Origin of the sequence: Pedobacter cryoconitis (assembly GCF_014207135.1) — a bacterium.
Taxonomy (GTDB): domain Bacteria; phylum Bacteroidota; class Bacteroidia; order Sphingobacteriales; family Sphingobacteriaceae; genus Pedobacter; species Pedobacter cryoconitis_D.
Genome location: NZ_JACHCC010000006.1, coordinates 166,107 through 180,465 on the forward strand (window position 1 = coordinate 166,107; position 14,359 = coordinate 180,465).

Annotated in this window: 13 protein-coding genes; 11 read left to right on the plus strand and 2 right to left on the minus strand. The window is 40.1% G+C overall.

The window, feature by feature from the left end:
* Nucleotides 1–39: 39 nt before the first annotated feature.
* Nucleotides 40–1,932: a DEAD/DEAH box helicase gene (locus tag HDF25_RS12485; RefSeq protein WP_184625150.1), complete on the minus strand. Its 1,893-nt coding sequence runs from the start codon at nt 1,930–1,932 to the stop codon at nt 40–42.
* An 83-nt stretch (nt 1,933–2,015) separates the two neighbouring features.
* Nucleotides 2,016–2,474, minus strand: coding sequence for a DUF4293 domain-containing protein (locus HDF25_RS12490; protein ID WP_184625152.1), 459 nt, complete (start codon nt 2,472–2,474; stop codon nt 2,016–2,018).
* Between the two features lie 83 nt (nt 2,475–2,557).
* Between HDF25_RS12490 and truA the strand changes: the two genes are divergently transcribed.
* From truA to fabG, 11 genes are all read left to right on the plus strand, one after another.
* Nucleotides 2,558–3,310: a tRNA pseudouridine(38-40) synthase TruA gene (gene truA / locus HDF25_RS12495; protein WP_184625154.1), complete on the plus strand. Its 753-nt coding sequence runs from the start codon at nt 2,558–2,560 to the stop codon at nt 3,308–3,310.
* Nucleotides 3,311–3,312: 2 nt separating this feature from the next.
* Complete coding sequence (locus tag HDF25_RS12500; protein ID WP_184625156.1) at nt 3,313–5,082, plus strand: ABC transporter ATP-binding protein; 1,770 nt, start codon at nt 3,313–3,315, stop codon at nt 5,080–5,082.
* A gap of 124 nt (nt 5,083–5,206) precedes the next feature.
* Nucleotides 5,207–6,079 (plus strand): succinate--CoA ligase subunit alpha, encoded by an 873-nt coding sequence (gene sucD / locus HDF25_RS12505; protein WP_184625158.1) that lies wholly within the window; start codon nt 5,207–5,209, stop codon nt 6,077–6,079.
* Between the two features lie 288 nt (nt 6,080–6,367).
* Nucleotides 6,368–6,844 carry a methionine-R-sulfoxide reductase gene (locus HDF25_RS12510; RefSeq protein WP_184625160.1) on the plus strand — a complete coding sequence of 159 codons (477 nt, stop codon included), beginning with the start codon at nt 6,368–6,370 and terminating at the stop codon, nt 6,842–6,844.
* Between the two features lie 137 nt (nt 6,845–6,981).
* Nucleotides 6,982–7,389 (plus strand): septal ring lytic transglycosylase RlpA family protein, encoded by a 408-nt coding sequence (locus HDF25_RS12515; RefSeq protein WP_184625162.1) that lies wholly within the window; start codon nt 6,982–6,984, stop codon nt 7,387–7,389.
* 381 nt (nt 7,390–7,770) lie between these two features.
* Entirely contained in the window at nt 7,771–8,742 is a 972-nt protein-coding gene (locus HDF25_RS12520) for a ribonucleoside-diphosphate reductase small subunit (protein ID WP_221450898.1), read from the plus strand.
* Nucleotides 8,743–8,820: 78 nt separating this feature from the next.
* Nucleotides 8,821–11,199, plus strand: coding sequence for a ribonucleoside-diphosphate reductase subunit alpha (locus HDF25_RS12525; RefSeq protein ID WP_184625166.1), 2,379 nt, complete (start codon nt 8,821–8,823; stop codon nt 11,197–11,199).
* Between the two features lie 81 nt (nt 11,200–11,280).
* Entirely contained in the window at nt 11,281–11,487 is a 207-nt protein-coding gene (locus tag HDF25_RS12530; RefSeq protein WP_184625168.1) for a cysteine-rich CWC family protein, read from the plus strand.
* Nucleotides 11,488–11,594: 107 nt separating this feature from the next.
* Nucleotides 11,595–12,470: a carbon-nitrogen hydrolase gene (locus HDF25_RS12535; RefSeq protein WP_184625170.1), complete on the plus strand. Its 876-nt coding sequence runs from the start codon at nt 11,595–11,597 to the stop codon at nt 12,468–12,470.
* The gene (locus HDF25_RS12540) at nt 12,454–13,509 is read left to right on the plus strand and encodes an agmatine/peptidylarginine deiminase (protein WP_184625172.1); all 1,056 of its coding nucleotides are present in this window, start codon (nt 12,454–12,456) and stop codon (nt 13,507–13,509) included. Before HDF25_RS12535 ends, HDF25_RS12540 begins: the two co-directional genes overlap by 17 nt.
* Nucleotides 13,510–13,548: 39 nt before the next feature.
* Nucleotides 13,549–14,292 carry a 3-oxoacyl-[acyl-carrier-protein] reductase gene (gene fabG, locus HDF25_RS12545; protein ID WP_183881299.1) on the plus strand — a complete coding sequence of 248 codons (744 nt, stop codon included), beginning with the start codon at nt 13,549–13,551 and terminating at the stop codon, nt 14,290–14,292.
* Nucleotides 14,293–14,359 lie beyond the last annotated feature (67 nt).

Consider the following 14,359-nt stretch of genomic DNA (forward strand, 5'->3'; position numbering starts at 1 on the left):
TAAACCGGGCTGCTCATTGTTATATTATGTTTAGGATGATTAAGATCTGCGTCTTCTTTCGCCTGTTCCGCTTCCGCCTTCACGAGGTTTACCAGAGAAATCTCTGAATCCACCACCAGTGCTGCTTCCGCCTTCACGTCTGCCGCTACCGCCAGAATTTCTTCTGTCGCCACCGCCATAGCTTTTGCGTTCACCACCACCATAGCTTTTTCTCTCGCCGCCACCGCCGCCGCCGTAGCTTTTGCGTTCGCCGCCACCATAGCCACCTCTTCTTTCACCACCACCAGATCTTCTTTCGCCACCTTCTGGTGCATCACCAGATTTTTCAATTCTAACACTACGGTTATTGAACTGGATGTCTTTGAAGTTGCTGAATAATGAATCAACAATAGCATTTTCAACTTCAAAGAATGAATAAACACCTTTAAGGTCAATTTTACCAATGTTTTTACCACTGATTTTACCGTTGTTACATACAAAAGATAATAAGTCACCTCTTGTAAATTCATCTACCGAACCTACGTTGATAAATAAACGGGTATAATCACTGTTTCTTGCACCTCTTGCACCACGGTCAGCGCGATCACCACGTTCGTCGTTTGCTGCTGCATTTAAATCAGGTGCATTTTTGTAATACTCTAAAAAGCGGTTAAACTCTAAAGATGCAAAACGTTTGATTACTTCTTCTTTGCTTAATTCAGCAAATTCATCCATGATTCTAGGGATGTATTGCTCAATCTGTGCTTCATTTACTTCAACATTGTGAACTTTGTGAACCAGTGAGAACAGTTGTTTTTCACAAACATCAAATCCTGTAGGTAATTCTGCTTTAGTAAATTGTTTACCGATGATTCTTTCAATCTGACGGATTTTTCCAGTTTCTTTAGCATTGATGATACAGATAGAAATACCAGTTTTACCAGCTCTTCCTGTACGACCACTTCTGTGTGTATAACTTTCAATCTCATCAGGTAATGAATAGTTGATAACGTGTGTTACGTTATTTACATCAATACCACGTGCTGCAACATCTGTAGCAATTAATAACTGCATGTTACGGTCACGGAAACGCTGCATAACTTTATCACGTTGTTGTTGTGATAAATCACCATGCAAAGCATCAGCATTGTAACCATCCTTGATCAGATTCTCAGCAACATCCTGCGTATCCATTTTGGTTTTACAGAAAACTACTGCGAAAATTTCAGGGTTGAAATCTACAATACGTTTTAAAGCAGCGTATTTATCTCTTGCACGTACCATGTAATACTCATGCTCAATATTTACGTTACCGGTATTTTTGGTACCCATGGTCAACTCAGTAGGGTTGTCCATGTAGTTTTTAGCTATTCTTCTAACCTCAGGAGGCATAGTAGCTGAAAACAACCATGTTTTTTTATCGTCAGGTGTAGTAGACAAGATATCATTAATGTCTTCCTGGAAACCCATGTTAAGCATTTCATCAGCCTCGTCTAAAACTACATATTTCACACTACTGAAATCTATAGCCTTACGGCCAATAATATCTAACATACGGCCCGGTGTAGCCACAACGACTTGTACACCGTTTCTAATTTCACGCAACTGCTGCACAATGTTCGCGCCACCGTAAACGGCAACAACACTCGCACCAGAGATGTTTTTTGAGTAATTTTTGATGTCGCTGGCAATCTGCAAGCAAAGCTCCCGGGTAGGGCATAGAATTAAAGCCTGAGGCTTATTCAATTTGAAGTCAATCAGTTCAATTAGCGGCAAACCAAATGCTGCTGTTTTTCCTGTTCCTGTTTGGGCCAAACCAACAAAATCGTTATTGCCCTCTAACAGCACAGGAATAGCTTGCTCCTGAATAGGTGTTGGATTTTCGAAACCTAAATCCTTTACGGCATTAACAACGTCATCACTTATCCCCAATAATTTAAATGGGTTTATCATTTTAACTTTATTTATTAAGCCGCAAAGGTACGCTTATTTTTCGGTATTTGTTTGGTACATAACCAAATAATAATATAATACGATTATCTGAGCCTGTCAGCCGAGCGGATTAGTTGCTCATCTTTACGGATACCTCTGTGTGCCAGCGCACAAAAAAGAACTGAAAGTATGGGAAGATAGGCGCCTATATTGAACGTTGCCCCATCAATCCCACCTGGGATTTTAAGGGCATAACTTGCTATCCAGCCTGCTAAGGCAAGGATTAAGACTATAGTAAGCAGTACGATACGTTTTTGCAGGGTCCTGTTTCTGAAAGTGAATATATTTCCAAGGCAAATCAGTCCGACTAGGATGGTACCCCCAAAAAGTGCTGTATAAGATTCTATCCGGTGTGCTATATTATTTGTCCGCTGATAAAAACCGCCTACCTGGAACCAGAAATCACCTGTGTTGCTCTGTTTAGTTAATATAGGTAAGATTAGCAGAAAAAACAGCGTAAGAGATGCTAAAAACAACCATACGGATTGAACCCTTTGTATCATATCAATTTAATAATTTTCAACAAATATATTAAAAGACATTAAACGGCTGAATCTAAAGCGGAAAAAAGTATTTTTGCAGTCAATTGAATACACAACGTTTTTTTATAGAATTAGCCTATGACGGCACAGCTTATCATGGATGGCAGACACAGCCAAACGCGGTAACTGTTCAGCAGGAACTGGATAAGGCCCTGTCTGTTTTTTTCAGACAACCGGTCGAATCGCTGGGCTGCGGCAGAACAGATGCCGGCGTTCATGCCAGTCAGTTTTTTGCGCATATGGATTTGCAGGATGTAACCGAAGCTGCCGCGATCAATGCTGTGGGTGGAGTGAATGCGCTCTTACCTTATCCTATTGCAGTCAAGAGAATTTTTAAGGTTGCTGATACTGCACATGCACGTTTTGATGCAACGGCCAGGTCTTATGAATACCATTTCCATTTTCATAAAGACCCATTCAAATTAAACCGGTCCTGGTTATATAAAGCAAAGCTGGATATCGGGGCGATGAATGAAGCCGCTGCACAATTATTAACCTATACGGACTTTACCAGTTTCAGCAAATCGAATACTTCTACTGCGACAAACAATTGTAAAATTACCCAGGCATATTTCCGGGAGACAGAAGGGGGACTTATATTTACTATCTCTGCTGACCGGTTTCTGCGAAATATGGTGAGAGCAATTGTCGGAACTTTAATCCTCATCGGGAGAAAAGAAATCGGCTTGGCCCAGCTGAAAGAAATTATAGAGAGTAAAAACCGGAGTAACGCCGGACAGTCAGTACCTGCCTGCGGTCTTTACCTCGTGAATATTATTTATCCTTTTGTGAATTAATTATGTCAAAAATTACAGGTGATGCGTTTAATGTAAGCTTATTGAAAAGGGTTTTTCAATATGTGAAACCTTACCGCAGTATATTTATCTGGTCAGTCATTTTAACTATACTGCTGGCTATTGTAGCACCCGTAAGACCTCTGCTGATTAAGTATACACTGGATAATTATATCCTTAAGGGGCAGTATAGCGGTTTACTGATGATGACGGTTGTGATGCTGGTCTTACTGGTTGTCCAGAGCGGGATTCAGTATAGCCATACCTTATTAACCAATACACTGGGGCAGTCAGCTATCCGCGACCTGAGGATTAACGTGTTTAACCATATTACCAGACTCAGACTACAGTATTTTGATAAAACACCTATTGGTCAGCTGATCACCCGTACAGTGTCTGATCTGGAAACGATATCAGATATATTCTCGGAGGGGCTGATTGTGATCATCGGAGACATTTTACAGGTGATTGCCATTATCGTAGTGATGTTTTATACGGATTGGGGATTAACTCTTGTCGTTCTGCTGCCGATGCCATTATTAATTATGGCGACCTCAGTTTTCCAGAAATCTATCAAATCAGCTTTTCAGGAAATCAGGACCGAAGTATCCAATTTGAATACCTATCTGCAGGAACATATTACCGGGATTTCAATTATCCAGTATTTTGCCAGAGAGGATCAGGAATACCGTAAATTCAAAAAGATTAATGCCCGTTACCGCGATGCGAATATCCGTTCTAACTGGTATTACTCTATTTTCTTTCCTGTGGTCGAAATTATCTCTGCCATGTCCATGGGACTATTGGTCTGGTACGGAGCTAAAAGTATTCTGGCCAAACCCTTGAATGTGACGCCGGGCACAATTACGGAATTTCTTCTTTATATCGGGATGCTGTTCAGGCCTATCCGTGAGCTTGCTGATAAATTTAATACCCTTCAGATGGGTATGGTTGGAGCAGAACGCGTATTCAGAGTTCTCGATACTGATGAGCTGACTGTCAATAAAGGAACTTATCAACCGGCTAAAATGGCTGGAAATATAACCTTTGATAAAGTCTGGTTTGCTTATAATGATGAAAATTATGTACTGAAGAATATCTCTTTTGAAGTGAAGGCTGGTCAGACAGTCGCGATGGTGGGGGCAACCGGCGCAGGAAAATCTTCTACCATCAATATCCTGAATCGCTTCTATGCGATCCAGAAAGGAGAAATTAAAGTAGATGGCGTCAGTATCGATGATTATGAACTGAACTATTTAAGACATCATATTGCTACTGTATTACAGGATGTCTTCCTGTTTTCGGATACTATTTTTAATAATATCACTTTGAACAATCCGGCTATTACGATGGAGGAGGTTGTCGATGCCGCTATAAAAGTAGGTGCACATGATTTTATTGAAAGACTTCCGGGCGGTTATCAGTATAATGTAATGGAGCGCGGGGCTACGCTCTCCGCCGGACAGGCACAGCTGATCTCCTTTATCCGGGCCCTGGTTTACAATCCTTCTATTCTAGTACTTGATGAAGCGACTTCATCCGTAGATACGGAGACCGAAATGCTGATCCAGACCGCAATCGATAAACTGATGAAAGGCCGTACCTCCATTGTCATTGCACACAGGCTGTCAACCATACAGAAAGCCGATCAGATCATCGTACTCGATAAAGGAGAAATCAAGGAAATCGGTAATCACCAGGAATTACTGAAACTGGATGGTTATTATAAGAGATTGTACGATTTACAGTTCAACTCTGTAGGAATCGCTAAATAAAGGACATCGGGACTATCATCCCTGGGTAATGTTCGTCCTTCGGGGATATTCTTTTCATTATAATTGGAAATGCATTTGTCATTCCATTCAATAATCTTAGATTTGCATAAAAAATTATAGATACATGAGTGTTTTAGTAAATAAAGATTCAAAAGTAATTGTACAAGGTTTTACCGGAAATGAAGGTACTTACCATGCTTCGCAAATGATAGAATACGGAACTGACGTAGTTGGCGGGGTTACTCCTGGTAAAGGCGGACAAACTCATTTAGACAGACCGGTTTTTAATACGGTTAAAGATGCGGTTGATCAGGCTGGCGCTAATGTATCTATCATCTTTGTTCCACCTGCATTTGCTGCAGATGCTATTATGGAAGCTGCTGAAGCTGGGATTAAAGTTATTGTATGTATTACCGAAGGTATCCCTACAAAGGATATGATTCAGGTTAAAGAATATATTGCCGGAAGAGACTGCCGTTTAATTGGTCCTAACTGCCCGGGTGTTATTACTGCTGATGAGGCTAAAGTTGGTATCATGCCAGGTTTTATCTTCAAAAAAGGTACAGTAGGTGTAGTTTCTAAATCAGGAACTTTGACTTATGAAGCAGTTGATCAGGTTGTGAAAGCTGGTTTAGGTATTACTACTGCTATCGGTATTGGTGGAGATCCTATCATCGGAACTACAACTAAAGAAGCTGTTGAGCTGTTAATGAATGATCCTGAAACTGAAGGTATCATCATGATCGGTGAAATAGGTGGTGGTATGGAAGCTGAGGCTGCATTGTGGATCAAAGCACACGGTACTAAACCTGTTGTAGGATTTATCGCTGGTCAGACTGCTCCTGCGGGACGTAGAATGGGTCATGCTGGTGCTATTGTAGGTGGTGCTGATGATACTGCTGCTGCTAAAATGAAAATTATGGCAGAATGCGGAATCCGTGTAGTAGAAAGTCCTGCTGAAATCGGTGAAGCTATGGCTGAGTTATTAAAGAAATAATCCTTCTTAGAGCCGGTTTAAATTTAGATACTCAAATTGTTTATAGCTTATTTTTAAGCGAAACAAGGATTATTTATTTCTGGTAGCCTTCCTACAAGAAATGAATAAGACGATGTTGTAGCAAAAAAGAAGCATAAACAAATGAGCAGATGAATTTTAAACAGGCTCTTAAATCAATATAAAAGAGGTTCGTGTAAAAGCGGACCTCTTTTTTTTTATCATGTATTTGTCAGCTTAAATTTTAACCGTGCTAAAAACTGTAGCTTAGCGTTAAGCGTATATAAATACATGAAAACGATCATTAGTAAATCAATATTAGTAGCAGGGCTGGTTTGTATATGCAGCCTGATGGCCTGCGCGCAGAACACAGATAAAGAATCACCTTCAAAAACGACCAGCAAAATGGGATGGAATAAATTAACCACAGAAGAAGAAGATGTAATTGTGCATAAAGGCACAGAATACCCTGGTACAGGAACTTTATTGAAAAATACGGCGAAAGGTACTTATACCTGTAAACGTTGTAATGCTCCGCTTTACCGTTCAGAATCAAAATTTGAATCTTCCTGCGGATGGCCGAGTTTTGATGATGAGATTAAGGGTGCTGTAATCAGGATTCCTGATGCAGATGGTTCAAGAACTGAAATTGTCTGTGCAAACTGTAAAGCTCACCTGGGACATGTATTCTTTGGCGAAGGTTTTACAGCAAAAAACACACGTAATTGTGTAAACTCAATTTCAATGAATTTTGTTCCTGATAAATAGCCTTATAGCTGTTTAAAGCCAGATAAACAGCGTTTTTATTTTTCATAAATGCCCGATGATCAGTTCGTTGGGCATTTATAGTTTGGGACTATGGGGTTTTTTTACTTACCTTTGAAAGTTCACCAACAAAATTAAATATGAAATATTGTTTGCTTTTATGGAGTATGTTCTTGTTTTTGCAGGTTGATGCACAGCAGGATACTCTGAGGTTAGACAGTGCAAATACCATGGTGTCGGATAGTTCGGCACTGATCAAAACCGGGCTTGCTACCTATTATCATAGGAGATTTGAAGGCAGAAGAACCACCAGTGGAACAAGATACCGGGGCAAGAAATTAACAGCAGCTCACCGTACACTTCCTTTCGGTACTATAGTTACAGTTACCAATCTGGCTAATGGAAAATCGGTCGATGTGGAAATCAACGACAGAGGTCCTTATACCAGGAGATATATCATCGATGTTTCTGAAAGAGCAGCCAAAGAGCTCGGATTTTTTAGAAAAGGACAGTCTAAAGTAAAACTTACTTATAGTCATTCTTCTTAAGTCCTGAATATCAGCTTAAGATAGTCAGGATCGCAAATGTTATTAACAGTTTTTCCTGATTCCTTTGACAACAGCAGAAATCAATAACAACTTTACAAAGTAAATTAACTGTAATTTTTATCCCACAGTGTGGATAAAACGTGCCGCTTGTTAACAACTATTGCTAACGTTTGAAAGCATCAAGTTTTATATTTGTTTTAGTAAAAATTCTGACAATATTATCAATAGTTTGTTAGGTAAAGGTTTAGTATTTAATATTTTATGGTTAAATATTCAGCCAGATTTTGATTAAAATCTTTCGATTTATTGGAAAAGCCTGTTAAAGCGGCATTACAGAAGAATTTAAACTAAAGACATCGTTTATACCCTTATAATATACCCATGGAAGAAGAAGTATTACTGAAAGAGAACAAGGATCGCTTTGTCCTTTTGCCAATTAAATATCCGGCAATCTGGGAAATGTACAAAAAGAGTGAAGCTAGTTTTTGGACAGCAGAAGAGATAGATTTGTCTGATGATCAGAAACACTGGGATAACCTCAATGATGGCGAACGCCACTTTATTTCTCACATCCTGGCATTTTTCTCAGCCAGCGATGGTATCGTTAATGAGAATCTTGCCGTAAATTTTATGAGTGAGGTTCAGTTACCTGAAGCACGTTGCTTTTATGGTTTCCAGATTATGATGGAGAATATCCATTCGGAAACTTATGCATTATTAATTGATACTTATATTAAGGATGAAGTTGAGAAAGACAGGTTATTCCATGCTATTGACACAGTACCTTGTGTAAAAAGAAAGGCTGAATGGGCTTTGCGCTGGATTGACGGTGGAAATTTTGCAGAACGTCTGGTTGCTTTTGCAGCAGTAGAAGGTATCTTCTTCAGCGGAAGTTTCTGTTCTATTTTCTGGTTGAAGAAACGCGGACTGATGCCAGGTCTGACCTTTAGCAATGAGCTGATCTCAAGAGATGAAGGTATGCATTGTGAATTTGCGTGCCTGCTTTATAAAATGCTGCAGAATAAGCTTTCTCAGGAAGTTGTTCATGGTATTATCAAAGATGCCGTTGAAATTGAGAAAGAATTTGTTACAGATGCACTGCCGGTTGCCCTGATCGGTATGAATGCGAAATTAATGTCCCAGTATATTGAATTTGTCGCGGACAGATGGTCAAGTGAATTAGGATATGATAAAATATATAACGCTACTAATCCGTTTGACTTCATGGAGATGATTTCATTGCAGGGAAAAACCAATTTCTTTGAAAAACGTGTTGGGGATTACCAGAAAAGTGGCGTGTTAACATCTTCTGAAGATAAAGCCTCGGCTTTCTCTCTGGATGATGATTTTTAATAAAAGAATATAAACTGTTGCCGATGTTGGGCGTTGCCTTGAACAACACTGAATAAGCAATATAAAACCTAAGAAAATATGTTTGTAGAAAAAAGAGATGGTCGCAAAGAAGCGGTGCGGTTTGATAAGATCACTGCCCGCATCGAAAAGTTGTGTTATGGCTTTAATGCTGAATTGGTAGATCCCATAGATGTGGCCAAGAAGGTAATTGAAGGGTTATATGATGGTGTTACTACATCAGAATTAGATAACCTTGCTGCTGAAACTGCCGCCTCTTTAACCACAAAGCATCCTGATTACGCCTTGTTAGCTTCAAGAATAGCTGTCTCTAACCTACATAAGAATACCATTAAATCGTTCTCTAAAACGATGGAAATGCTGTATAACTATGTAGATCCTAAAACTGAAAAGTCCGCTTCTTTAATTGCAGAAGATGTTTGGCAGGTAATACAGGAAAATGCTGATATTTTAGACAGCACGATTATCTATGACAGAGATTTCGGTTTTGACTATTTTGGATTTAAAACTTTAGAAAAATCTTACCTTTTAAAAGTAAACGGTGAAATCGTTGAACGCCCGCAGCATTTATATATGCGTGTGGCTGTAGGTATCCATAAAGGTGATATCGATAGCGTAATTGCTACCTATAACCTGATGAGTGAGCGCTGGTTTACGCATGGTACGCCAACCCTGTTTAATGCAGGAACACCTAAACCTCAAATGTCTTCGTGCTTTCTGCTAACCATGCAGGATGATAGTATTGAAGGTATCTATGATACTTTGAAACAAACTGCTAAGATCTCACAGAGTGCTGGTGGAATTGGATTGAGCATCCACAATGTAAGGGCTACAGGCGCTTATATCAGCGGAACCAATGGTACCAGTAACGGTATCGTGCCTATGCTAAAAGTATTCAACGATACAGCGCGTTATGTAGATCAGGGTGGAGGCAAGCGTAAAGGAGCATTCGCTATCTATTTAGAGCCTTGGCATGCTGATGTTTTCGCTTTCCTTGATTTGCGTAAAAACCATGGTAAAGAAGAAATGCGTGCGCGTGATCTGTTTTATGCCCTTTGGATTTGCGATCTGTTCATGCAGCGTGTGGAAGAGAATGGCGAATGGAGCTTATTCAGTCCGGATGAAGCACCTGGACTGGCAGATTGCTTTGGTGCTGAATTTAATGCTTTGTACGAGCGTTATGAGAAAGAAGGCCGTGCCCGCAAAACGATTAAAGCGCAGGAATTATGGTTCGCCATCCTGGATTCACAAATTGAAACCGGAACACCTTATCTGTTATACAAAGATGCTGCAAATGGTAAATCAAATCAGCAGAACCTGGGAACAATCAAAAGTTCTAATCTGTGTACAGAAATCATGGAATATAGCTCTAAAGACGAAGTTGCTGTATGTAACTTAGCCTCTTTGGCTCTGCCAAGATTTGTGGTAAACGGAGAATTTGATCACCAGAAATTATATGATGTAACTTATCAGGCTACCTTAAACCTGAATAAGGTAATCGATTATAACTATTACCCTATCGAAGAAGCAAGATATTCCAATATGCGTCACAGACCTGTTGGTTTAGGTGTACAAGGTTTAGCTGATGCATTTATCCTGATGCGTTTACCTTTCGAAAGTGAAGGTGCAAAAGAACTGAATAAAGATATCTTTGAAACTATCTATTTTGCTGCAATGACTGCTTCGCATGATCTTGCGTTGAAAGATGGTGCTTATGAAACGTTTAAAGGTTCTCCACTGTCTGAGGGTAAATTCCAGTTTGATCTTTGGAATGTGAAACCAGCAAGTAACCGTTGGGACTGGGAAACTTTACGTGCTAAAGTAGTTAAAGATGGTGTACGTAACTCTTTACTGGTTGCACCTATGCCTACCGCTTCAACTTCACAGATCCTGGGTAATAATGAGTGTTTCGAACCTTATACTTCAAACATCTATACCAGACGTGTATTGAGTGGTGAATTCATCGTGGTGAACAAACATTTACTGAAAGATTTAGTTGCTTTAGGTTTATGGACACCAGCTATGAAAGACAGGATCATTTTAGCGAACGGTTCTATCCAGGACATTGCTGAAATACCAGATTATATCAAAGAATTGTATAAAACAGTTTGGGAAATTAAAATGCGTAGTATCATTGATATGGCTGCCGATCGTGGTGCCTATATCTGCCAGTCGCAATCCCTTAACTTGTTTATCAATGCACCGAATACTTCTAAACTGACTTCAATGCACTTCTACGCATGGAAGAAAGGACTGAAAACAGGTATGTATTACTTGCGTACACAAGCAGCTTCTCAGGCGGTGAAATTCACTGTAGAGAATCAGGCAGGTAAAAACATGGAACCAGTAATTCCGGAACATATTGAACAGGTAGTGGAAGAGATCACTGACGGCCCTGTTTGTTCTATGGAAGAAGGCTGTATCAGCTGCTCAGGATAAACTGAATCTCATAAAATTCAATACATAAAGTACGGTAATTCAATTTACCGTACTTTTGTTGTATAATACCCTTTGCTCTGAATGGCTAAACACGAAATTATACCATGTGAACGTTGCGGTGTACCGATTGAGTGCAAGGCTAACTCCTACACCAAATGTCAGTGCAGTGCGGTATATCTTGATCTGAATGAAGTTCAGTATATCAGCGAGCATTATGACAGTTGTCTGTGTGCTAAATGCCTGTTTGAACTGCAACAGGAATACCGGGATAGCTTAAAACCGCTATAATAAAATTCTGATCTGGCCCTTGAAGGGGAACAATCTTAGCCGATAAATTTTAAACAGGCCCATAGAAAATTTTTTCTGCTAACTTTGTAACCACAAAAATTCAAAGAATGGCTAAAGTACAAGTTGGATTGGTGCAGATGAGCTGTACCAGTAACAAACAAGAAAATTTAGATAAGGCGATTGTAAAGATCCGTGAAATTGCGGCTCAGGGTGCCCAGGTGGTTTGCCTGCAAGAGCTTTTTACCTCGTTATATTTCTGTGATGTTGAAGATTACGAAAACTTCAAACTTGCAGAAACTATTCCCGGCCCGTCAACTGATGTATTGTCAGCCGTTGCGAAAGAATTAAATGTAGTGATCGTGGCCTCTCTTTTTGAAAAAAGAGCTGAAGGATTATATCATAATACTACTGCTGTTCTGGATGCCGATGGTACTTATTTGGGTAAATACCGTAAGATGCACATCCCTGATGATCCTGGCTTTTATGAGAAATTCTATTTTACTCCAGGTGACCTGGGCTATAAAGTATTCAAGACTAAATATGCTAAGATTGGTGTCCTGATTTGCTGGGATCAGTGGTATCCGGAAGCTGCGAGGTTAACAGCGCTGATGGGTGCTGATTTCCTGGTCTACCCGACGGCTATAGGATGGGCTACTACACAGGATGAGGAAACCAATAAAGAACAATATAATGCATGGCAGACTATTCAGCGTTCGCACTCTATTGCGAATGGTGTACCTGTTGTCAGCATAAACCGTGTAGGTGAAGAAGCCGGGGTATCTTTCTGGGGAGGGTCATTTGTATCCAATCCTTTCGGATCACTTTTATACCAGGCTTCACATGATCAGGAAGAATTGAAAGTAGTTGAACTTGACCTGTCTAAATCGGACAGCTACAGGACACACTGGCCTTTTTTACGTGACAGAAGAATTGATAGTTATTCACAAATTACCAAAAGATATATAGATGACGAGTCTATTTGATAATTCTCCGAAGAAAGCCGGATATAGCTTTCCAGCAGAGTGGGCAAAACATGAAGCTACCTGGTTAACCTGGCCGCATAAAGAAGCTTCCTGGCCGGGCAAGATTGATTCCATCTATGCACCTTACTGCGAGTTCATTAAAGTTGTAGCTCAGGGTGAGAAAGTAAGAATCAATGTGAATGACGAGCAGACTAAAGCTTTTGCACTTAAAAAACTGGAAGAAGCGGGTGCGGACTTAACACAGATCGAATTCTATTTTAATCCCAGTAATGATGCCTGGTGCCGGGATCACGGACCTGCTTTTCTATTGAATGCTCAGACTGAACAAAAGAAGGTTGTCATCGACTGGGGATATAATGCATGGGGCGGAAAATATCCTCCTTATGAGCTGGATGATGTTATTCCTACACGTATTGCTGATCACTTCGGTCTCCCTGTATTTAACCCGGGAATTGTGATGGAAGGCGGATCTGTAGAGTTTAACGGTGCTGGTACAATTTTAACCTCCAGAGCTTGTCTTTTAAATAAAAACAGGAACCCACATCTTAACCAGGCACAGATTGAAGAATATCTGAAAGAGTGTTATGGTGCAGAACAGGTATTATGGGTTGGAGATGGAATAGTAGGAGATGATACAGATGGTCATATTGATGATATTACCCGTTTTGTAAATGCAAATACGGTATTAACTGTAGTGGAGTCAAATCCGCTGGATGAAAACTATATTCTTTTAAAGGAAAACCTGGAAGAGCTGAAAGCCATGCGTTTGCTGAATGGAGAGGCATTGAATATTATTCAGCTGCCGATGCCTTCGCCGGTTATCCATGAAGATACCCGCCTGCCAGCTTCGTATGCTAATTTTTATATAGCGAATGCTGCGGTGATTGTACCTACGTTCAGAGACGTCAATGATGAAATTGCATTGGATATTATCAGGACAGCTTTTCCAGACCGGAAAGTGGTTGGAATAGATTCTACTGATATTATCTGGGGACTGGGTAGTTTTCATTGTTTAAGTCAGCAGGAACCAGCAATTTAATATTCGAACTAACCATTATTAAAAATATACTACAACTAAATGAAACTATTAGAAGGAAAAACAGCATTAGTTACTGGTGCTTCAAAAGGAATAGGCCGCAAGATAGCGGAGAAATTTGCAGAACAGGGTGCGAATGTTGCTTTCACTTATCTGTCTTCAGTAGAAAAAGGAGAGGCTCTGGAACAGGAGTTACAATCTTTTGGAACTAAGATCAAGGGTTACCGTTCTGACGCCTCTAAATTTGATGAAGCAGAAAAACTAATTAGTGATATCGTTGCTGAATTTGGTACTATAGATATCGTTGTTAACAATGCCGGAATCACTAAAGACGGTCTGTTAATGCGTATGAGTGAAGAAAATTGGGATGACGTAATCAATGTGAACCTGAAATCGGTATTTAACGTAACTAAGGCAGCTTCAAAGGTGATGATGAAAAACCGTAAAGGATCTTTCATTAACCTGAGTTCTGTTGTAGGTGTTCAGGGAAATGCCGGTCAGGCAAATTATGCAGCTTCTAAAGCAGGTATTATCGGTTTCTCTAAATCCGTTGCGAAAGAACTGGGATCGAGAAATATCCGTACCAATGTGGTTGCTCCAGGATTTATCCGTACAGAAATGACCGATGTACTGGATCCTAAAGTTGTCAAAGGCTGGGAAGAAGGTATTCCTTTGAAACGTGCAGGTGAACCAGAAGATGTTGCCAATGTTTGTGTATTCCTGGCTTCAGATATGAGTGCCTATGTAACCGGACAGGTCTTGTCTGTTTGCGGCGGTATGTTGTAGATACTCCTTTGATTACCCCACCTTTGTCTTAGGAAAAGGTGGGGTATTTACCAATCGTCTATAGGCC

Bases quoted from the DNA above. Each gene is read 5' to 3' on its own strand.
- fabG (WP_183881299.1), top strand. From the start codon at position 13,549: ATGAAACTATTAGAAGGAAAAACAGCATTAGTTACTGGTGCTTCAAAA.
- HDF25_RS12535 (WP_184625170.1), top strand. From the start codon at position 11,595: ATGGCTAAAGTACAAGTTGGATTGGTGCAGATGAGCTGTACCAGTAAC.
- HDF25_RS12500 (WP_184625156.1), top strand. From the start codon at position 3,313: ATGTCAAAAATTACAGGTGATGCGTTTAATGTAAGCTTATTGAAAAGG.
- HDF25_RS12530 (WP_184625168.1), top strand. From the start codon at position 11,281: ATGGCTAAACACGAAATTATACCATGTGAACGTTGCGGTGTACCGATT.
- HDF25_RS12520 (WP_221450898.1), top strand. From the start codon at position 7,771: ATGGAAGAAGAAGTATTACTGAAAGAGAACAAGGATCGCTTTGTCCTT.
- HDF25_RS12510 (WP_184625160.1), top strand. From the start codon at position 6,368: ATGAAAACGATCATTAGTAAATCAATATTAGTAGCAGGGCTGGTTTGT.
- HDF25_RS12525 (WP_184625166.1), top strand. From the start codon at position 8,821: ATGTTTGTAGAAAAAAGAGATGGTCGCAAAGAAGCGGTGCGGTTTGAT.
- sucD (WP_184625158.1), top strand. From the start codon at position 5,207: ATGAGTGTTTTAGTAAATAAAGATTCAAAAGTAATTGTACAAGGTTTT.
- HDF25_RS12485 (WP_184625150.1), bottom strand. From the start codon at position 1,932: ATGATAAACCCATTTAAATTATTGGGGATAAGTGATGACGTTGTTAAT.
- HDF25_RS12490 (WP_184625152.1), bottom strand. From the start codon at position 2,474: ATGATACAAAGGGTTCAATCCGTATGGTTGTTTTTAGCATCTCTTACG.
- HDF25_RS12540 (WP_184625172.1), top strand. From the start codon at position 12,454: ATGACGAGTCTATTTGATAATTCTCCGAAGAAAGCCGGATATAGCTTT.
- HDF25_RS12515 (WP_184625162.1), top strand. From the start codon at position 6,982: ATGAAATATTGTTTGCTTTTATGGAGTATGTTCTTGTTTTTGCAGGTT.